At 65.7% G+C, this 20107-nt stretch carries 21 protein-coding genes; 18 read left to right on the forward strand and 3 right to left on the reverse strand.

Annotation, left to right across the window (positions count from 1 at the left end; translation table 11 throughout):
- Positions 1-90 precede the first annotated feature (90 nt).
- From recA to dapF, 5 genes are all read left to right on the forward strand, one after another.
- A complete protein-coding gene (gene recA, locus QRN11_RS19550) occupies positions 91-1146 on the forward strand; it encodes a recombinase RecA (protein ID WP_091418086.1) in 1056 nt (351 codons plus the stop codon).
- Positions 1147-1296: 150 nt separating this feature from the next.
- Entirely contained in the window at positions 1297-1761 is a 465-nt protein-coding gene (locus tag QRN11_RS19555; RefSeq protein ID WP_285314175.1) for a regulatory protein RecX, read from the forward strand.
- Positions 1762-1785: 24 nt separating this feature from the next.
- A complete protein-coding gene (miaB, locus tag QRN11_RS19560; RefSeq protein ID WP_502935060.1) occupies positions 1786-3369 on the forward strand; it encodes a tRNA (N6-isopentenyl adenosine(37)-C2)-methylthiotransferase MiaB in 1584 nt (527 codons plus the stop codon).
- Between the two features lie 2 nt (positions 3370-3371).
- Positions 3372-4268, forward strand: coding sequence for a tRNA (adenosine(37)-N6)-dimethylallyltransferase MiaA (miaA, locus tag QRN11_RS19565; protein WP_285314142.1), 897 nt, complete (start codon positions 3372-3374; stop codon positions 4266-4268).
- Positions 4269-4332: 64 nt separating this feature from the next.
- Positions 4333-5277, forward strand: coding sequence for a diaminopimelate epimerase (dapF, locus tag QRN11_RS19570; protein ID WP_285314143.1), 945 nt, complete (start codon positions 4333-4335; stop codon positions 5275-5277).
- Here dapF and QRN11_RS19575 read toward each other — a convergent pair.
- Complete coding sequence (locus QRN11_RS19575) at positions 5249-5872, reverse strand: class I SAM-dependent methyltransferase (RefSeq protein WP_285314144.1); 624 nt, start codon at positions 5870-5872, stop codon at positions 5249-5251. The two genes, dapF and QRN11_RS19575, sit on opposite strands and share 29 nt — an antisense overlap.
- A 425-nt stretch (positions 5873-6297) precedes the next feature.
- Between QRN11_RS19575 and hflX the strand changes: the two genes are divergently transcribed.
- On the forward strand, positions 6298-7878 hold the full coding sequence (gene hflX / locus QRN11_RS19580; protein WP_142062641.1) for a GTPase HflX: 1581 nt from the start codon (positions 6298-6300) through the stop codon (positions 7876-7878).
- The gene (locus QRN11_RS19585; protein ID WP_285314145.1) at positions 7871-9928 is read left to right on the forward strand and encodes an ATP-dependent DNA helicase; all 2058 of its coding nucleotides are present in this window, start codon (positions 7871-7873) and stop codon (positions 9926-9928) included. The genes hflX and QRN11_RS19585 overlap by 8 nt, the downstream gene beginning before the upstream one ends.
- Positions 9929-10008: 80 nt before the next feature.
- Here QRN11_RS19585 and lexA read toward each other — a convergent pair whose 3' ends face one another.
- Complete coding sequence (gene lexA / locus QRN11_RS19590; RefSeq protein WP_285314146.1) at positions 10009-10743, reverse strand: transcriptional repressor LexA; 735 nt, start codon at positions 10741-10743, stop codon at positions 10009-10011.
- Between the two features lie 380 nt (positions 10744-11123).
- On the opposite strand from lexA, the gene QRN11_RS19595 reads away from it, so the two are divergent.
- The 8 genes from QRN11_RS19595 (at position 11124) to QRN11_RS19630 (ending at position 17372) form a co-directional block, all read left to right on the forward strand.
- Entirely contained in the window at positions 11124-11480 is a 357-nt protein-coding gene (locus QRN11_RS19595; protein ID WP_285314177.1) for a LysM peptidoglycan-binding domain-containing protein, read from the forward strand.
- 69 nt (positions 11481-11549) lie between these two features.
- Positions 11550-12668 carry a histidinol-phosphate transaminase gene (locus QRN11_RS19600; RefSeq protein ID WP_091418063.1) on the forward strand — a complete coding sequence of 373 codons (1119 nt, stop codon included), beginning with the start codon at positions 11550-11552 and terminating at the stop codon, positions 12666-12668.
- Between the two features lie 60 nt (positions 12669-12728).
- Positions 12729-13349, forward strand: coding sequence for an imidazoleglycerol-phosphate dehydratase HisB (gene hisB, locus QRN11_RS19605; RefSeq protein WP_091418061.1), 621 nt, complete (start codon positions 12729-12731; stop codon positions 13347-13349).
- Positions 13346-14158 (forward strand): imidazole glycerol phosphate synthase subunit HisH, encoded by an 813-nt coding sequence (gene hisH, locus QRN11_RS19610; protein WP_285314147.1) that lies wholly within the window; start codon positions 13346-13348, stop codon positions 14156-14158. The genes hisB and hisH overlap by 4 nt, the downstream gene beginning before the upstream one ends.
- Positions 14158-14316 (forward strand): CG2302 family histidine operon protein, encoded by a 159-nt coding sequence (locus QRN11_RS19615; protein WP_181762693.1) that lies wholly within the window; start codon positions 14158-14160, stop codon positions 14314-14316. The genes hisH and QRN11_RS19615 overlap by 1 nt, the downstream gene beginning before the upstream one ends.
- Before the next feature lie 40 nt (positions 14317-14356).
- Positions 14357-15103: a bifunctional 1-(5-phosphoribosyl)-5-((5-phosphoribosylamino)methylideneamino)imidazole-4-carboxamide isomerase/phosphoribosylanthranilate isomerase PriA gene (gene priA, locus QRN11_RS19620; RefSeq protein ID WP_285314148.1), complete on the forward strand. Its 747-nt coding sequence runs from the start codon at positions 14357-14359 to the stop codon at positions 15101-15103.
- A 28-nt stretch (positions 15104-15131) separates the two neighbouring features.
- A complete protein-coding gene (locus tag QRN11_RS19625) occupies positions 15132-16019 on the forward strand; it encodes an SseB family protein (RefSeq protein WP_285314149.1) in 888 nt (295 codons plus the stop codon).
- Positions 16020-16073: 54 nt separating this feature from the next.
- Complete coding sequence (locus QRN11_RS19630) at positions 16074-17372, forward strand: MFS transporter (protein WP_285314150.1); 1299 nt, start codon at positions 16074-16076, stop codon at positions 17370-17372.
- Between the two features lie 84 nt (positions 17373-17456).
- Here the strand turns inward: QRN11_RS19630 and QRN11_RS19635 are convergent, their stop codons facing one another.
- Entirely contained in the window at positions 17457-17855 is a 399-nt protein-coding gene (locus QRN11_RS19635; RefSeq protein ID WP_091418049.1) for a DUF1844 domain-containing protein, read from the reverse strand.
- A 385-nt stretch (positions 17856-18240) separates the two neighbouring features.
- Between QRN11_RS19635 and infC the strand changes: the two genes are divergently transcribed.
- The 3 genes from infC to rplT all read left to right on the forward strand — a co-directional run bounded on the left by infC (position 18241) and on the right by rplT (position 20089).
- Positions 18241-19275 (forward strand): translation initiation factor IF-3, encoded by a 1035-nt coding sequence (gene infC, locus QRN11_RS19640; RefSeq protein ID WP_502935061.1) that lies wholly within the window; start codon positions 18241-18243, stop codon positions 19273-19275.
- 116 nt (positions 19276-19391) lie between these two features.
- Complete coding sequence (rpmI, locus tag QRN11_RS19645) at positions 19392-19586, forward strand: 50S ribosomal protein L35 (protein ID WP_009358635.1); 195 nt, start codon at positions 19392-19394, stop codon at positions 19584-19586.
- Between the two features lie 116 nt (positions 19587-19702).
- The gene (gene rplT, locus QRN11_RS19650) at positions 19703-20089 is read left to right on the forward strand and encodes a 50S ribosomal protein L20 (RefSeq protein ID WP_050055645.1); all 387 of its coding nucleotides are present in this window, start codon (positions 19703-19705) and stop codon (positions 20087-20089) included.
- Positions 20090-20107: the final 18 nt, after the last annotated feature.

A 20107-nucleotide genomic window follows, 5' to 3' on the forward strand; every position in this document is an offset into this window, starting at 1 on the left:
GAATGTCAGTGGGTCCCATTAGCGTCAGAGATGACCAATAAACGGCCGCTGAGGCCACTCCAAAGCGAGAAAGCATTAGAGGTGTGAACCATGGCGGCAGCCCCGGATCGTGCAAAAGCGCTCGAAGCAGCGCTGGCCCAGATCGACAAGCAGTTCGGTAAAGGCTCAGTCATGCGGCTCGGCGACGAAGTCCGGGCCCCCATCGAGGTCATCCCCACCGGTTCCATTGCCCTGGACGTGGCACTGGGAATTGGCGGCCTTCCCCGCGGCCGCGTGGTGGAGATCTACGGTCCGGAATCCTCCGGTAAAACCACCGTGGCACTGCACGCCGTGGCCAACGCCCAGCGCCTGGGCGGCATCGCCGCCTTCATCGACGCCGAGCACGCTCTGGACCCCGAATACGCCGCCAAGCTCGGCGTGGACACGGACGCGCTCCTGGTCTCCCAGCCGGACACGGGCGAGCAGGCACTGGAGATCATGGACATGCTGGTCGGTTCAGGCTCCCTGGATGTCATCGTCATCGACTCCGTTGCCGCGCTGGTGCCCCGCGCCGAAATTGAGGGTGACATGGGTGACAGCCACGTGGGCCTCCAGGCCCGGCTGATGAGCCAGGCCCTGCGTAAGATCACCGGCCGCCTGAGCCAGACCAAAACCACGGCGATCTTCATCAACCAGCTCCGCGAAAAGATCGGCGTCTTCTTCGGTTCCCCCGAAACCACCACCGGTGGTAAGGCACTGAAGTTCTATGCCTCCATCCGTATCGACGTCCGCCGCATCCAGACCCTCAAGGAGGGCGCGGATTCGGTCGGTAACCGTACCAAGGCCAAGATCGTCAAGAACAAGATGGCCCCGCCCTTCAAGGTGGCCGAGTTCGACATCATCTACGGCCAGGGCATCTCCCGCGAGGGCGGCATCATTGACATGGGTGTCGAGCACGGAATCATCAAGAAGTCCGGTTCCTGGTTCACCTATGACGGCGACCAGCTGGGTCAGGGTATGGAGAACTCGCGCCGGTTCCTCCGCGACAACCCGGAACTGGCCGCCGAGCTGGAGCGCCTGATCAAGGAAAAGCTCGGCGTTGGGGTGAAGCCGGCAGAGGCTGAGTCGAAGGATTCCCCGAAGCTGAAAGCCGTAGACGGGTTCTAACCGTTGAGCGGTACTGACAGTGCGCGTCCCCGCCGGTCCCGGACCGGCGGGCGGCGCGCCTCCTTTACTGATGCTTTCCAGGACGGGCCCGACGCCGGCTCTCCCGTCGCGGAGGACGCTGAGCCTGACCCCTTTTCCGTTGCCAGGAATATCGTTTACCAGCAGCTGACGGCCTCGGCGAAAAGCAGGCTCCAATTGGCCCGCAAGCTTGCCGAGCGGAACATCCCGGAGCACGTTGCCGAGGAAGTCCTGGATAAGTTTGAGGAAGCACGCCTCATCAACGACGCCGATTTCGCCGAGATGTGGGTGCGGAACCGGTCGCAGACCCGCAAGCTGGCCAAGGGTGCGCTCCGGCGGGAGTTGTCGGAAAAAGGCGTGGACCAGGAGACGGCGGCGGCGGCCCTGGAACAGATCTCCGACGCCGATGAAGAGGCTGCCGCGAGGAGCCTGGTGGAGCGGAAGCTCCGGCCTGGCACCGATCTGGCAGACCCGGCAGAACGTGACAAAACCACGCGCCGGCTGGCATCCATGCTGGCGCGGAAGGGTTACCAGCCATCGCAGGCCTTCCGGATTGTCTCCGAGGTTCTTGACCAAGCGGCTGCTTCCGACGCCTGAGCTTTCACCCGTTACCCTTAACAGGTGAGTTTGACCATTCCTTCCCCCCTTTCCGGCACCAACGCCCCTTCGGATCCCAGTGCTGCGGCGCGCCCTGACGCGGCCCTGGAAACCGGCGGCCAGAAGCCACGCACCTACGAGGTCCGTACCTTCGGCTGCCAGATGAACGTGCACGATTCCGAGCGTATGGCCGGAATGCTGGAAGCCGCAGGGTACGTGCCCGTGGATGGCGGGCAGGCCGACGTCGTGGTCTTCAACACGTGCGCCGTGCGGGAAAACGCCGACAACAAGCTCTACGGAAACCTCGGCATCCTCGCCCCCGTGAAAGCGGCCAACCCGGGAATGCAGATCGCGGTGGGCGGCTGCCTGGCGCAGAAGGACCGGGAAACCATCCTGAAGAAGGCGCCCTGGGTGGACGCCGTGTTTGGAACCCACAACGTCGGTGCCCTGCCTGCCCTGCTGGAGCGGGCCCGGCACAACCACGAAGCCCAGCTGGAAATCCTTGAGTCCCTGGACGTTTTCCCGTCCACGCTTCCCACCAAGCGCGACTCCGTGTACTCGGGCTGGGTCTCCATTTCAGTGGGCTGCAACAACACCTGCACGTTCTGCATCGTTCCAGCCCTGCGCGGCAAGGAGAAGGACCGCCGCCCCGGCGACATCCTCGCGGAGATCCAGGCCCTGGTTGACGACGGCGCCATCGAAGTCACCCTCCTGGGCCAGAACGTGAATTCCTACGGCGTGGAGTTCGGCGACAGGCAGGCCTTCTCCAAACTCCTGCGCGCCTGTGGCGACATTGAGGGACTCGAACGGGTGCGTTTCACCAGCCCGCACCCAGCCGCCTTCACGGATGATGTCATCGACGCCATGGCCGAGACGCCGAACGTTATGCCGCAGCTGCACATGCCCCTGCAGTCGGGCTCCGACAAAGTCCTGCGCGACATGAAACGCTCCTACCGGTCCACCAAGTTCCTCGGCATTCTGGACAAGGTCCGGGAAAAGATACCCCACGCCGCCATCTCCACCGACATCATCGTTGGCTTCCCCGGTGAAACTGAAGAGGACTTCCAGGCAACCTTGGACGTAGTGGAAAAGTCCCGCTTCGCAACGGCCTTCACCTTCCAGTACTCCAAGCGACCCGGAACCCCTGCCGCCGATTTGCCGGACCAGCTGCCCAAAGCAGTGGTGCAGGAACGGTTCGAACGGCTCACTGCCCTGCAGGACCGCATCGCCGCCGAGGAAAACCGGAAGCAGCTCGGCCGCAGGGTGGAGGTCATGGTCACCGCACAGTCGGGCCGCAAGGCAGGTGAAACCCACCGCCTCTCGGGCCGGTCCCGGGACCAGCGCCTGGTGCACTTCTCCGTACCCGAGGGAGCGCCGGCACCGCGTCCGGGCGATCTCGTCACGGTCACCATCACCGAGGCTGCCGCCTTCCACCTCGTGGCCGATCCCACCCCGGAGGACTACAGCCTCCGCCGGTCCCGCGCCGGCGACGCCTGGGACAGGTCCCAGGCCGACTCCTGCGGCGTTCCCGCCCCGGGCAGCGGCAACGGCAATGGCCGGACCGGCGTTTCCCTGGGCATGCCCTCGCTGCCCGTGCTCACCCGCTGACGGTGGGCGCCCAGCCCGCTATCGCCGTCGTCGGTCCCACCGGCTCAGGCAAGTCAGACCTTGCCGTCAACCTGGCGCTCGAACTCGATGGCGAAGTCATCAACGCCGATGCCATGCAGTTCTACCGGGGCATGGACATCGGGACGGCGAAAATCAGCCTGGCCGAACGCAGGGGAGTACCGCATCACCTCCTGGACATCCTGGACGTGACCCAGGAGGCCAGCGTCTCCCAGTTCCAGGAGCAGGCGCGGGCAGCCATCACGGATATCCACTCACGCGGGAAACGCGCCATTCTGGTTGGCGGTTCCGGGCTTTATGTGCGGGCCGCGCTGGACGTCCTGGAATTCCCAGGAACCGACCCTGCGTTGCGGCAGCGGCTTGAGGATGACCTGGCGGCCCAAGGGGCCGGGGCGCTGCTCGCCCGGCTCCAGGCCGTGGATCCTGTGTCCGCCGGCCGTCTCTCCGACAGCAGGCGCATCATCCGCGCGCTTGAGGTCCATGAGCTCACCGGCCGCCCGTTCAGTTCTTTTATGCCCCAGCGGGAGTACTTCCAGCCTGCCGTGCAGATCGGGCTCAGCGTTGACCGCGACCAGTTGCGGGAGCGGCTGGCCCTTCGTGTGCACCGGATGGTGGACAACGGCCTGCTCGCCGAGGTGGAGCAGCTGGAGGCCCAAGGCCTGCGGCGGGGTAAAACAGCACCCCGGGCCCTGGGCTATGCGCAGTTCCTGCAGGTGCTCGACGGCGCAGCAACAGTCCCCGAGGCCGCCGAAGAAACCATCGTGGCCACCCGGCAGTTCGCCCGGCGCCAGCTCACGTGGTTCCGCGCCGATCCGCGCATCAACTGGCTGGACTGGCAGGATCCCGCGCTGACCTCCCGCGCGGCCTCGTTCTGCGGCTAAGGGACTCTGCTCGCAGCTAGCCCAGGTTTCGGGCCAGCCCCACCCGGCCGGTACCCTTGACAGCATGAACGCAACCCTTGCTGAGACAACAGAGCACGCCTTCCGCACACTGGGCGGGCTGCGCTTCTCCAAGGGCCACGGCACCGGCAATGATTTTGTCCTCGTTGCCGATCCCGAGGGAGGGCACACCATCGCCCCTGAGCAGGTGGCGGCCCTGTGCGACCGCCACCGCGGAATCGGCGGCGACGGCCTGATCCGGGCAGTCCCGTCCCGTTTCCTTCCCGAAGGCAGGGAGTTGCTGGCTGCCGCCCCTGACGCCGAATGGTTTATGGATTACCGCAACGGGGACGGGTCGCTGTCCGAGATGTGCGGCAACGGTGTCCGCGTTTTTGTGCACTTTCTGCGCGCGGAGGGCCTGGTGGATCTGCCCGACGGCGGTGCGCTCACCATCGGCACTCGTGCCGGTATAAAAACCGTCGTGCGCACAGGCGACGATTACGCCGTCGACATGGGTCCATGGGAGTTCATTTTCCCCGGCGAGGCCACCGCCAAGGCGATGGATTCGCTCGTCACCGCCGACGGGCTGGAAGTTCCGCGGCCCGCGCTGTCCGTGAGCATGGGCAACCCGCACACCGTAGTTGCCCTGGCCGAACTTTCGGAACTGGCAGGGACCCGGCTGTACTCCGCCCCCGTGGTGGACCCGGTGCCCGCCAACGGCACCAACGTGGAGTTCGTTGTTCCCGCGGAACCACTGGTGCACGAGGGCGTCGGCTCCATCACCATGCGCGTCCACGAACGCGGTGTGGGGGAGACCCAGTCCTGTGGCACGGGAGCCTGCGCGGCTGCTGTGGCCATCCGGCACTGGGCAGGAGCGGAAGCGCCGGACACCTGGCGCGTTCACGTCCCCGGGGGCGTAGTGGGCGTGAAGTTCTTCGCCGGCCCCGGCGGCCAGGAACACGTGGAGCTCAGCGGGCCCGCCGCTATTGTGGCATCAGGGACGCTTTCCTGACTTTCAGGATCCTGAACGACTTGGAGGTGGACTCCCGGCTTACGGCAAAGGAAGCATCCAGTTCCGCCGCCAGCCAGCGCTGCAGCGAGTCCGAGCCCAGGTTCTTTTGCACCACCAGCCACGCCGTTCCACCCGGAGCCAAACGGGGCAGCCACAGCCTCAGCAGGGAGTGCAGTTCATCCTTGCCGATCCGGATGGGCGGATTGGACCAGATGGTGTCGAACCGCACCTCAGGATCCACAGCCTCGGGCGTGCTGGCCACGACATTGGACAGCCCCAGTGCCGCCGCGTTCTCGCTGGTCAGGGCGATACAGCGTTCGTTGACGTCCACCGCGTAAACGGTCGAATGCGGCGCGCGCAGGGCCATGGTCAGCGCGATCGGGCCCCAGCCGCAGCCGATATCCAGCAGGTTGCCGGTAGGCGAAGGGGCAGGAACCTCTGCGAGGAGCACCGCCGTGCCCTTGTCGATGCCGTCCGGACTGAAGATGCCGCTTGAAGTCTGCAGCCTGCGTGTTTCCCCTGCCAGTTCCACCGTGAGCGGCTTGCGGGTAAACGGGCCGGCGGGGGATGGACTGAAATAGTGAGCGGACTCCATAACTGGCCAGAGTAGTTCCCCTTGCAGCGTAATGGGAAACCGCACATGGGACGGCTCTGTTAGGGTAGAAGGCATGTTCCTGATCTTCGAGTAGCCGGCACGGGCCACGCCCGTCCCGAAGAAACTGTCCCACAGCGATGCAGGCGTTTCCGCCTTCCGCACATGTGCACCGGACCACGCCCACGCGTTCGCTCCGGCCGCCGGACAATACTCGAAAGTCAGCCACCTGCTGTCCCTTTCGCCGCTGCTCCGGCGCCTTCCCCTTCGCCGCCTCACGGGAGGCGGCCCACCCGCCGGGCTGCACGCCGCCCGGTGAGACAAACCAGGAGAACTGCATGACCGCAGGCCGTCAGCCCAGCGCGAATACTTCCCCAATCACCAGCAATCGGCACTATTCTGGAAGTGCCGAACCTTCAAAGGAGACCATGACCAGCCAGCCCAACACCGGATCCGATCCAGCCGCCCAGGACATGAGCCCTGAGGAAATCCAGGCCGTGATCGACCGGATTCTCTCCAAGGACGTACCGGCCAAGACCCTCAGCACGCCAGGCGCAACGCCGCGCGGCGACGGGAAAGCGGTACTGGGCAAAGCCCAGGCGATTTCCCGCCTGGATGAAGAACATACAAGCTACGACGGCGACCAGCAGGATCTTGAGGAACGCCGGGCACTGCGCCGCACGGCAGGCCTGTCCACCGAACTCGAAGACGTCACCGAAGTCGAATACCGGCAGCTGCGGCTCGAACGCGTGGTCCTGGCAGGGCTGTGGTCCGAAGGCACCCTAGCCGACGCGGAAAACTCGCTGCGCGAGCTCGCTGCCCTGGCCGAAACCGCCGGCTCAGAGGTTCTCGACGGCCTGGTGCAGCGCCGCGACAAGCCGGACCCGGGAACGTTCCTGGGCTCGGGAAAGGCGCTGGAGCTGAAGGACATCGTGTTGTCCACCGGCGCCGATACCGTGGTGGTGGACGCCGAACTGGCCCCGTCCCAGCGGCGTGGCCTTGAGGACATCGTCAAGGTCAAGGTCATCGACCGGACGGCGCTCATCCTGGACATTTTCGCCCAGCACGCCAAGAGCCGGGAAGGCAAGGCCCAGGTGGAGCTGGCGCAGCTCGAGTACCTGCTGCCGCGCCTGCGCGGCTGGGGCGAGTCGATGTCCCGCCAGGCCGGTGGCCAGGTGGGCGGTGCTGCAGCCGGTATGGGTTCGCGCGGTCCCGGTGAAACCAAGATCGAACTGGACCGCCGGAGGATCCGCACGCGGATGGCCAAACTGCGGCGGGAGATCGCCGCGATGAAGCCGGCCCGTGAGACCAAACGCGCCAACCGCCGTCGTAATGAGGTGCCCTCGGTGGCCATTGCCGGGTACACCAACGCCGGCAAGTCCTCCCTGCTGAACCGCCTGACGGACGCCGGGGTGCTGGTGGAGAACGCGTTGTTCGCCACGCTGGATCCCACGGTCCGGAAGGCCGAAACTGCTGACGGCCTCGGCTACACGCTGGCCGACACGGTCGGTTTTGTCCGGTCGCTGCCCACGCAGCTGGTGGAGGCCTTCCGCTCCACACTGGAGGAAGTGGCTGACTCTGACCTGATCCTCCACGTGGTGGACGTTTCGCACCCGGACCCCGAGGGCCAGATCGCGGCAGTCCGCAAGGTCTTCAGCGAAGTGGACGCCCGCAAGGTGCCCGAAATCATCGTGCTGAACAAGGCTGACGCCGCGGATCCATTTGTGGTGGAACGGCTCAAGCAGCGCGAACCGCGGCACGTGGTGGTTTCGGCCCGCACAGGGGAAGGCATTCCCGAGCTGCTGCAGGCCATCAGCGAGGCCATCCCGCGGCCGTCCGTCAAGCTTGACCTGCTGATCCCGTACGACCGGGGAGACCTCGTCAGCAAGCTGCACGAATCGGACGCCGAGATCATCAGCGTCGACCACGATGAAGCCGGTACCCGGGCAGTAGTCAAAGTCCGGGAAGGCCTGGCGGCTGAACTGGAATCCTTCGTCACCCATGACTGAGGCCGTGGCTGACGAAGCCACAACCACGCCCGGCGAGCAGTTCGTGATCGAGCTGCTCGACCGGGCAGTTGCGGGCATGGGCGGGCAAAGCCGCAGCGGCCAGCACGAGATGGCCAGGCAGGTTGCACGGGCCATCGAAACAGGCGACCACCTCCTCGTCCAGGCAGGCACCGGCACGGGAAAATCGCTGGCATACCTGATACCGCTGATCGCGCATGCCCTGGAAAGCGACAAGCCCGCCCTGGTGTCCACTGCAACGCTTGCCCTGCAGACCCAGATCGTGGGCAGGGACTTGCCCAGGCTCCTGAAAACCATCACTCCTGCCCTGGACCGGCCCGTCAAGGTGGCGCTGGTCAAAGGCAGGTCCAACTACGTGTGCCTGCACAAACTCGAAGGGGGTTTTCCCTCCGAGGAGCCCGCCGAGGGCCAGTTGTTCTCCCTGGGGGAGGACACCAGCGTCCCGCACTTTGCGGCCGCCGTTGGCGGTCCCTCCTCCCAGCTGGGCAAGGAAGTGGTCCGGCTGCGGGAGTGGGCGGAGAAGACCACCACCGGCGACCGGGATGAGCTCCTGCCCGGCGTCACCGACCGCGCCTGGCGGCAGGTCAGCGTCACGTCCATGGAATGCCTGGGAGCGCAGAAATGCCCGATGGCGGCGGAATGCTTCAGCGAACTGGCCCGCCAGAATGCCGCCGAAGCCGACGTCGTGGTCACCAACCATGCCATGCTCGCGGTCAGCGCCTTCGAAGGACTGGCCGTGCTGCCTGAGTACGACGTGGTGGTGGTCGACGAGGCCCATGAACTCCAGGACAGGGTGACGGGTGCTGTCTCCGGGCAGCTTTCGGTGGCCATGGTCCACGCCGCTGCCGCCGGCGCCCGCAAGCACACCGCCATTACCGTGGACGCCCTCAATGCCGCCGCCGCCAACCTGGAGGTGGCTCTGGCTGGCGTCCCCAACGGGCTGCTGCCGAACGGCCTGAACGACGAGCAGCTGGACTGCGTTGACCAGCTGCGTGAGGCCTGCCGGGCCGCGTTGTCTGATTCCAAGGGGGACAGCAGTACAACGGCCGACGGCGGGCGGCAGCTTGCGCGCTCCCGCTTGATGCTCATCCTGGAACTTTGTGAACGCCTCCTGGCAGCCCGGGAGAACAGGGAAGTGGTGTGGTTCTCCCGCGCCAGCTCCTTTGATCCGCAACAGGGATATTCGCAGCCGGATGAAACGGCTCGTGCGCTGATCAACGTTGCTCCGTTGTCCGTAGCCGGGCGGCTGCGTGAGGGCCTGTTCGAAGGGCACACCGTGGTGCTGACATCTGCAACGCTCGCCATCGGCTCGGCCTTTGAGCCCGCAGCGGGCGGCTTGGGCCTCGTGGGTGAGGGCGCACCCAGCTGGACCGGCGTTGATGTGGGATCGCCCTTCGACTACCCCAAACAGGGCATCCTCTACGTCGCAGGCCACCTTCCCAAGCCAGGCCGCGGAGTTTCCCCGGAGGCACTGGCCGAACTCGAAGCACTCATCCGGGCGTCCAACGGCGGTGCGCTCTGCCTGTTTTCGTCCCGGCGCGCGGCGGAGGAAGCGGCCGACGCGCTGCGGCCGAAGCTGGGGATGACCATCCTCTGCCAGGGCGACTCCACCATGACGGCGCTGGTGAAGCAGTTCGCAGACGAACCCGATACCTGCCTGTTCGGCACCATGTCGCTGTGGCAGGGCGTGGATGTTCCTGGCGGGGCCTGCCGGCTGGTGGTCATCGACCGGATTCCGTTCCCGAGGCCGGACGACCCCCTAATGACTGCGCGGTCCCGTGCTGTGGCGCAGGCCGGCGGCAACGGCTTTATGTCCGTCTCGGCCACCCATGCGGCAATCCGCCTGGCACAGGGAGCCGGGCGCCTGATCCGCTCCACCGGGGACAAAGGCGTGGTGGCAGTGCTGGATTCCAGGCTTGCCACTGAACGGTACGCGGGATTCCTTCGCGGGGCCCTGCCGCCCTTCTGGCCAACCACGGACCGGAAGACGGCGATTGCGGCCCTGGAACGGCTGGCAGGGGAGAACGCCTGACGACAGCACCTTCACTTTGCCGGCAGCGCCTTCGCGCTGCCGGCAAAGGGCTGATATCGCTGTTTAGCTGAAGCCGCTGCCTAGAGCGAGCGGAGTACTGAGACGACCTTGCCCATGATGGTGGCGTGGTCGCCCAGGATGGGTTCGTACTGGGTGTTCTGCGGCAGCAGCCACGTGTGGCCATCACGCTGGCGGAAGGTCTTGACCGTCGCTTCGTCGTCCAGCAATGCCGCGACGATATCGCCGTTCGCGGCGTCCGCCTGGCGGCGTACCACTACCCAGTCGCCGTCGCAGATCGCGGCGTCCACCATCGAATCGCCAGCCACCTTGAGCATAAACAGTTCCCCCTGGCCCACCAGCTGCCGGGGGAGCGCCAGGACATCCTCCACCACCTGGTCGGCCAGGATAGGACCGCCGGCGGCGATCCGGCCCACGAGGGGAACCATGGCAGTGTCCATGGCGGTGGGAAGTTGGGTCACTGTCGCGCTGGTGCCCGGCAAGAGGGCGGACGGCTCCGATGCCGGCTTGGGGGCACTCCCGTCAAGTGTCAGGGGCATCAGCACCTCCATGGCGCGGGGCCTTTTCGGGTCGCGGCGGAGGTAGCCGAGTTTTTCCAGCTGCGACAGCTGGTGGGTGACGCTGGAGAGGCTGGCCAGGCCCACGGTATCGCCGATTTCCCGCATGGACGGCGGATAGCCGTTGTCATTAACCGAGCGCTGGATGGTTTCGAGGATTTTCTTCTGCCGCGGCGTCAGGCCCTTGGCGGTCTTCTTCGGTTGGGAGGTTGCCCTGCCCCCGGCGGCTGCTGCTGCCATATTCGCCAATGCCTTTCAGTTTGCCCCGGCATTTCGGCCCGGACCCGGAGTAGCCGCCGTAATTGTCAGACCCTGCTGATCAACTTCAGAGGTGGTTGTTCTTGTCTTCAAAGCTAGGCCAGCCACATGGCATTTTCAAACATTTGTTCTAGCGAGTCTCGACATTATTCGTTGATAAGTGCTAAAACAGAGAAAGCAAAGTTCGAACATTTGTTCTACTCCGCTTGAAGCCATTCGAAGATCCGGATCAGTTCCGGGCGCATCGGGGGCAGCTGGGAAGGACATCGGGCAGCACGGTCAGGTCCAGGAGGGCTCAGTTCATGTCAGCTACATCTGCTTCACAGGGTTCACGTCCGCAGCTTCTTTCGGTGCATCAACTGATGTCGCAGCCGGTCCGCCGGCAGTCCGATCGTCCTGCGCCCCAGCCGCCGCTGCGGCTCACCCGCCGCGGGAAGGTGGTTCTGATCGGCATCCCCCTGGTGCTGCTGGCGGCTCTGCTGCTCTCCCTGGCAGGCTTCTTCAACTCGCCGGCCAAGGCCTCGGATTCCGCCGCAGACCTTTCCATTACCCCCACGGTCACCGTCACCGTGCAGCCGGGCCAGTCGCTGTGGGCCATTGCCGGAACCGTTGACCCGGAGCGGGATGCGCGGGACGTGGTGGCGGACATCGTGCAGCTCAACAACCTGAGCGCCGGAGCGGTGCACCCCGGGCAGCAGCTCTACGTGCCCACGCGCTAGCTGCACGCTGAGCGCGAACAGGGCACCGTCACATTTTCCGGTCTCCTGCACGGGCACTAAACTGTTCAGGTGAATGACCAGCTAGAGCGCCTGAACCGGCTTCCCCTCCGCAACAACCTTCGTGGGTTGACCCCCTACGGTGCGCCCCAGCTGGATGTTCCCATCCTCCTCAATGTCAACGAGAACACCCATGGCGTTCCCGCGGACGTCCGCGCAGCCATCAGCGCCGCAGTAACGGAAGCTGCCGCAGGCCTGAACCGCTACCCGGACCGGGAATTTACCGAGCTGCGCAAGGCCCTGGCGGAGTACTTGGGGCACGGGCTGGATGAGTCGAACGTCTGGGCGGCCAACGGCTCCAACGAGGTCCTCCAGCAGATCCTCCAGGCTTTCGGTGGACCCGGCCGCACGGCACTGGGCTTCCCGCCCACGTACTCCATGTACCCGCTGCTGGCCAGCGGCACGGACACCGAATACATCGTGGGTGACCGGGCGGAGGGCTACGGCCTGAGCGCGGAATCGGCCGCCCTGCAGGTCAAGGAACTGCAACCCAATATTGTTTTCCTTTGCTCTCCAAACAACCCCACCGGAACCGGCCTTGGGCTCGACGTGGTGGAGGCGGTGTACGAGGCCGGCGAAGCCAGCCAGACGATTGTCATTGTGGACGAGGCGTACCATGAGTTCGCCCATGACGGAACGCCCAGCGCTCTCACCCTCCTGCCAGGCCGCGAACGGCTGATTGTCTCGCGCACCATGAGCAAGGCCTTCGCCTTGGCGGGGGCCCGCCTCGGTTACATGGCCGCGGCACCGGAAGTCACCGATGCCCTGCGCCTGGTCCGGCTGCCGTACCACCTGTCCGCCATCACCCAGGCCACCGCGCTGGCAGCCCTTCAGCACCGCGAGGCCCTGATGGCGGACGTTGAGGACATCAAAGAACAGCGCGACAGGATCGTGGTGGAGCTGACCAGGATGGGCCTGAAGCCCGCCGCCTCGGACTCCAACTACGTTTTCTTTGGCGGGCTCGAGAACCCGCACCAGGTCTGGCAGGAATTGCTCGAGGCAGGCGTGCTGATCCGCGACGTCGGGATCCCGGGCCACCTTCGCGTCACCGCGGGCACGAAGGCCGAAACCACAGCGTTCCTCACGTCGCTGGAAAGCATCCTTGCCGGCCAGTCGAAGCTTCCCGCCTAGACTGGAAGTATTGGCGCTGGGCGCCCTGAACCACTCCTTCTTCCCAAAGGACACTTGACCATGAGTTCCATCGGATCCACTGCGGCCAGGACGGCGCGCATGGAGCGTGCCACCAGCGAGTCCTCCGTGCTCGTGGAGATCAACCTCGACGGTACCGGCATCTCGGACATCGACACCTCGGTGCCGTTCTACGACCACATGCTCACCGCGCTCTGCAAGCACTCGCTCATCGACCTCACGGTCAAGGCCACCGGCGACACCCACATCGACGTCCACCACACCGTGGAGGACGTTGCCATCACCTTTGGTGAAGTACTGCGCACCGCCCTGGGCAACAAAGCGGGAATCCGCCGCTTCGGTGAAGCCACCGTGCCCCTGGATGAAGCGCTGGCCCACGCCGTCGTCGATGTCTCCGGCCGCCCGTACCTGGTGCACGGAGGCGAACCCGCAGGCCAGGAATACCACCTGATCGGCGGGCACTTCACCGGCTCGCTGACACGCCACGTCTTTGAAGCCATCACCCTGCACGCCGGGATCTGCCTCCACATGAACGTGATCGCCGGCAGGGATCCGCACCACATCGTCGAAGCCCAGTTCAAGGCCTTCGCCCGCGCCCTCCGCGCTGCCGTTGAATCCGATCCCCGCGTCGAAGGCATTCCCTCCACCAAGGGTGCGCTGTGAGCGGCCAGGTCCTGCGCGACGGCGCCATCATCGATCCGGCAGCTTCACAGAAGCTGCCGTCCCCCGAGGGGAAGCCCACCGTCACGGTGCTGGACTACGGTTCGGGAAACGTTCGCTCTGCAGTCCGTGCCCTGGAGCGCGCGGGCGCCGAGGTAATCCTCAGCTCCAAGCCCGAGGATGTCCTGAACGCTGACGGCCTGGTGGTTCCCGGCGTCGGCGCTTTTGAAACCGTGATGCGTGAGCTCAAGGCTGTGGACGGCATCCGCCTCATCGGCCGCCGCGTCGCCGGCGGCCGCCCGGTCCTGGGCATCTGCGTAGGCCTCCAGGTGTTGTTCGAAGCCGGTGTGGAACACGGCACCGAAGCCGAAGGCATCGGCGAATGGCCCGGCAAAGTGGAACTCCTTCCCGCAGATGTTGTTCCCCACATGGGCTGGAACACAGTCAAGGTGCCGGAGGGCTCAAAGCTCTTTGCCGGCGTCGAAAACGAGCGGTTCTACTTCGTGCACTCCTATGGGGTGCAGGAATGGAACTTCGATATCATCCAGCCGCGGATGGCCCCGCCCCTGGTCACCTGGTCCGAGCATGGCGCCCCGTTCATCGCCGCCGTCGAGAACGGCCCGCTCTGCGCCACCCAGTTCCACCCGGAAAAGTCCGGCGACGCCGGTGCGCAGCTCCTGCGCAACTGGGTGGATGCCCTGCGCCGGCCGGCTGAGGCAGGCAACGCAGGAGCAAGCAGCACGGACGCAACCGCCGCGGACTCAGGTGACCGGGCGCCGGATGCCGAAGAGACCGCCGGCGGCGGCGCCTAGTGTGGTCTGTCCTGCTGATGGGCCTCGCCGGCCTGCTCATTGGCGGCGGCATCTCGTTCCGGCAGCAGCACAAACCGCTCTGGACGCAGGTTTCCTTCTACGTCCTGGCGGGCATGGCGCTGCTGGCCGCCTATCTGCTGACGCTGCCGGCCAACTAAGCCAGACCCTGACCCGTTCCCCCAACTTTCGAGGATTTTGATGAACACCGCTACCGACCTGCCGGTCCTTGAACTGCTGCCCGCCGTCGACGTCGTCAACGGCCAGGCCGTCCGGCTGGTCCAAGGCGAAGCCGGCAGTGAAACAAGCTATGGAACCCCGCTGGAAGCGGCACTGAACTGGCAGCAGCAGGGTGCCGAGTGGGTCCATCTGGTGGACCTGGACGCCGCCTTCGGCCGCGGCTCCAACGCGGAGCTGCTGCGCGAAGTAGTGGGCAGGCTGGACATCAAGGTGGAACTCTCCGGCGGCCTCCGCGATGACGCATCACTCGAAGCCGCCCTGGACCTGGGCGTGGCGCGCGTCAACCTTGGTACGGCAGCACTGGAAAACCCTGAATGGACCCAGCGGGCCATCGAACGCTTCGGTGACAAGATCGCCGTCGGCCTCGATGTCCGCGGAACCACCTTGGCCGGCCGCGGCTGGACGAAGGAAGGCGGGGACCTCTGGGACGTGCTCGGCCGGCTTGAGGAGGCTGGGTGCTCGCGCTACGTGGTCACCGACGTGACCAAGGACGGGACCCTGCAGGGACCCAACGTGGAACTGCTCCGCCAAATGGTCGAAAAGACCGGCAAGCCTGTGGTGGCCTCCGGCGGTATTTCCAGCCTGGACGATCTTAAAGTCCTGCGTTCCCTGGTGCCTCTAGGGGTTGAAGGAGCCATCGTCGGCAAGGCCTTGTACGCCGGTGCCTTCACCCTGCCCGAAGCCCTCGACGTCGCCGGCCGCCGCTAGCCTGCCGGAAGCAACGAGCAGCCACGACATGTCCAGCACCGAACCCGGATCCGGCACCCCTGCACAGCGCCACCTCCCGGGCCACATCGCCGCGGCGCTGTCCGGTGCCGGGGGTGCCACCGACTCGGCCGGCCAGCCCTGGGCGGGCCGGAGCCTGGCCGGGGACGATGCCAAAATCCACAATTTTGAGGACGACGACGGACTGGCCGACACCGGCTATGTCGCCGCACTTGCTGCTCTGAAGGCGGGACAGGGGGACGAGGCGGCTGTCGTTGGCTCCCTCGCAACCGCCCGGGTTTTTATCCCGATCGTTGCCCAGCTTGCCGAAGAAGCCGAAGGCCAGGACGGCCTGCACGCCGACAAGCAGGCGGACATGGCACTGGTGACCCTCAAAGCCGCCGACGGCCGGACCGCCATGCCGGCGTTCACATCCGCCGAGGCACTCAGCGCGTGGCACCCGGAGGCGCGGCCGGTAGCGGTCTACGCCGCCCGCGCGGCCCTTTCGGCCGTGGCGGAAGGGGCTGAACTGCTGGTCCTTGACCCGGGCTCGACCGTCACTTTTGTGGTCCGGCGCCCGGCCCTGTGGGCCTTGGCCCAGCAGCAGGACTGGATCCCTTCCTACACAGATGAGGTCCTTGCACGCCAGATGCGGGAGGCTGCGGCCGGCTTCCCCGCCGTGCGGAGCCTGGAGCTCCTGCCGGGCAGGGGAGTAGCTTCGCGTACCGCTGACGGGTCCGTCCTTTCCGGCGGAGGCGCCGGTCCCGAGCTGCAGGTGGTCCTGTACCTGGAGGACGGCCTGGACGCCGCGGCGGTGCAGGAACTGGTGGCAGGACTCCAGGCCCAGTGGTCCCGGAATGTATTGTTTGGTGAGCGGGTCGACTCCATCGAGGTAAAACTGCGGCGCGCTGAAAACTAGCTGCGGCGAGGAGGGGGATCCCCGGCCGGCTGCGGCAGACCGAAGGATTCTTTCGTGAATTTCGCTCTCTACCGGGAGTTGCTCGCCGTGCGGCCCATCAGGCGGCTGCTCCTTGTGGGCATGATTGCCCGCATTCCGCACTCGGCTGCCGGTGTGCTGCTGACCCTGCACATCGTCCTCACCCTGGGCCAGGGATACGCCGCCGCGGGTACGGCCGCCGCCGTGATGACCATCGGCATCGCCCTCGGTGCGCCCTGGCGGGGCCGCCGGGTGGATACGGTGGGCCTGCGCAAGGCACTCATCCCGTCGGTGGTGTCCGAGACCGTGATCTGGTCCGTCGTACCGCATGTGCCCTACGAGTGGCTCCTGCCGCTGGTCTTTGTGGGCGGACTGCTCACACTGCCCATTTTCAGCGTGGTACGGCAGTCCTTGGGCGTGCTGGCCGACGGCGACCAGCGGCGTACTGCCTTCGCCCTCGATGCGATCACCACCGAAGTGGTGTTCATGATCGGTCCCGCCGCCGGAGCCATCGTCGCCACCAGCGGCTTCAGCATTGCCGGCCTGACAATCGTGGGCGTTTCCACGTCCCTGGCCGGCCTGTTCCTGATGTGGTTCAACCCGCCCACCCGCAGCGCTTCGACCGCGGGCGACTGCGAGGCGGACCAGCAGCGCGCGGCGGAGGCCGCCGTCGTCTCCACCGCTCCCGCCCACCTGCAGGAAGCCGCCGCGGACCTTGCCCCGGCCGCTGCCCACACTGCCCGCAGCGCGGGCCTCAGGGCGAAGGTGGCAGGCAACTTCACGTGGTTCACCGCCACTGTTGCAGCGCTCTTCGCCGTTGCCGCCGGAGCGGGTATGGTCCTTAGCGGCACCGACGTGGGAATCGTTGCAGCGCTCGAAACCGGCGGACACCAGGCCGAAATCGGCATCGTTTTCCTGTTCTGGTGCGCGGCCTCAGTAGTGGGCGGACTTATCTACGGCGCCATGCACCGGCCTGTCCCGCCTATCGTCCTGCTCCTGGGGATGGCGGCCCTGACCATCCCGATGGGCTTCGCCCACGACACCTGGACCCTCGCCCTCGTTTCGATCCTGCCGGGGCTCCTCTGCGCACCGGTACTCTCCTCCGCATCCGAGAAGGTGGCGGACCTCGTGGACGAGGAGCGGCGGGGCGAGGCCATGGGCTGGTACGGCTCCGCCCTCACAGCTGGTGTGGCGATGGGCGCGCCGTTGGCGGGGGTCTTCATCGACCAGGTGGGTCCGTCCGGAGGTTTTGTCTCGGTGGGCGCCGCGGGCGTGGCGCTGTGCCTCGTGGGACTGGCCCTCCAGCGGCGCCGTAGAAGCAAAATCACGGCATGAAGAGGGGCAGGAAGAGTTAAAGCGCGACGGCGGGCCTTCCCCGTGAGGTCGGCCCGCCGTCGTCAGTGCTTGGCTGGTGCGGCGTTAGTTGACTGCGCCGGTGTATTTCTCGCCCGGGCCCTTGCCTGGGGCGTCGGGGATCAGCGACTCTTCGCGGAAGGCCAGCTGGAGGGACCGCAGGCCGTCACGCAACGGTCCGGCGTGCTGGGAACCGATCTCAGGGGCTGCGGCGGTGACCAGGCCGGCCAGCGCGGTGATCAGTTTGCGGGCCTCGTCCAGGTCCTTGAGCTCCTGAGCGTTCTCTTCGGCGGCCAGGCCAAGCTTGACGGCGGCGGCGCTCATCAGGTGGACGGCGGCGGTGGTGATGACCTCAATGGCCGGCACTTCGGAAATATCGCGGATCTGCTGCGAAACGTCGGCGGCGGCACCGGCCCCATCCGCGGCAGGCTCGAAAACGTATGAATTACTGTCTGGGGTGCTCATACTGGTAAGCTTGACACAGACCGACTGGATGTCGTTATTTCAGGGATCGTTCGCGAAACGATCAAAGGTTCCCAGCAGCGCCAGCGTTGCAGGGAATTTTTTTCTGTAGAATGGCATGCAGTTTGCAAGCGGAGTTCTCTCCCACCCGCGTCAGCCGCTGTTCCGCAAGTTTGATGGAATGCAAGGTTGCCGGGTACCTGGTTGGTTTGGTTCCGGCGCACGCCGGCATCGAACAAGGCGTGCCATATGGGACGCGCAACCAGTCCTCGAGGCCTTCGATTGCTCCGGCAATTGGGGGCCTTCTCTATTTGCCGGGATCCCACAACAACACAGGAGCTTTAACATTAGCGAGCCAAGAATCAATGAGCGTATCCGCGTCCCCGAGGTGCGGCTGGTCGGCCCTGCAGGTGAACAGGTAGGAATCGTCCGTATTGAGGATGCCCTGCGTCTGGCCGCCGAGTCCGACCTTGATCTCGTTGAAGTTGCACCTCAGGCGAAGCCTCCGGTGTGCAAGCTGATGGACTTCGGCAAGTACAAGTACGAGGCCGCGGTCAAGGCACGTGAAGCACGGAAGAACCAGACGAACACTGTTCTGAAGGAGATCCGTTTCCGCCTGAAGATCGACACCCACGACTACGAGACCAAGCGCGGGCACGCACTGCGCTTCCTCGGCGCCGGGGACAAGGTCAAGGCCATGATCCAGTTCCGCGGCCGCGAACAGCAGCGTCCGGAAATGGGCATCCGCCTGCTCCAGCGTTTCGCCGATGACGTTGCTGAGGTTGGTGTGGTGGAATCCAGCCCCCGCATCGACGGCCGCAACATGGTTATGGTGGTCGGCCCGCTGAAGAACAAGGCAGAAGCCAAGGCCGAAGCACGCCGTGCAACGCAGCGGGCTGAAGCAAAAGCACAGAACGAAGCCAAGGCCTCCGGCCGTGTTGACGTTTCCGGCGACGACCAGGCCCCCCTGACACAGTCCCTCGCGGACCTGCTGCCCGAGGGTTTCACCGTTTCGACGGAACCGGAAGCAGCCCCGGAAGCTCCGGCACAGGAAGCAGCTCCCGCCGTCGAGCCTGTTGCTGAAGAAGCCCCGGCCAAGGCAGCCGAAGCTCCCAAGGCTGAGGCTCCCAAGGCGGAAGCTCCGAAGCTGGAGGCCCCCAAGGCCGCTGCTCCGAAGGCGGAGGCTCCCAAGGCTGCAGCGCCGAAGCAGGAAGCTCCGAAGCAGGAGGCTCCCAAGGCAGCTGCACCGGCGCCCCAGCCTGCTGCGGAGAAGCCCGAAGCTGCCAAGCCGGCAGCGGCGGCGCCGAAGCCCGCAGCCGTTCCTGCTCCGCCGAAGCCGGTGGCCAGGCCCGCTGCACCTAAGCCCGCTGCCCGCCCTGCCCCCAAGGCAGTGCCGAAGCCGGCTGGTAAGAAGACCACTTAGTTCACAGCTGCCGGGGGTCGCCCTTCGGTAGTCAGCAACCAGCACGCCGCCCCCTGGGGCAGCTGCGCGATAGAACTGCAGGCCTCGCCTGCGGACACGTAAGGAGATCGGTTCCCATGCCGAAGATGAAGACCCACAGTGGTGCTAAGAAGCGCTTCAAGCTGACCGGCAGCGGCAAGCTGCGCCGCCAGCAGGCCAACCGCCGCCACTACCTCGAGCACAAGTCCTCCAGGCTGACCCGCCGCCTCGCCGGCGACAAGATCGTCTTCAAGGGCGACGCCAAGGTCATCCGGAAGATGCTCGGCATCTAATTTCCAAGTTCTTGACTGACCACCACCTGGTGTAAGTCACCTGCCAAAAAGCCTTCTCAGGCCGCCGGACATCCGGCAGTAGATGCTTGGGATCAGAATTTCGAAGGAGTACGCACGTGGCACGTGTGAAGAGGGCGGTCAACGCCCACAAGAAGCGCCGGGTTATCCTTGAACGCGCAAAGGGCTACCGTGGACAGCGTTCACGCCTGTACCGCAAGGCAAAAGAGCAGCTGCTGCACTCGTTTGTGTACAGCTACGGCGACCGCAAGAAGAAGAAGGGCGACTTCCGCCGCCTGTGGATCCAGCGCATCAATGCTGCATCCCGCGCCAATGGCCTCACCTACAACCGCCTGATCCAGGGCCTGAAGGCCGCTGAGGTCGAGGTTGACCGCCGCATGCTGGCCGAACTGGCTGTCTCCGACGCCAACGCTTTCGCCGCACTGGTCCAGGTTGCCAAGGACTCGCTGCCCGCCGACACCTCCGCCAAGAAGGTTGTTGCCTAGCAACGCTGCACCCGCAAC

Origin of the sequence: Pseudarthrobacter sp. fls2-241-R2A-168, assembly GCF_030209335.1 — a bacterium.
Taxonomy (GTDB): Bacteria; Actinomycetota; Actinomycetes; order Actinomycetales; family Micrococcaceae; genus Arthrobacter.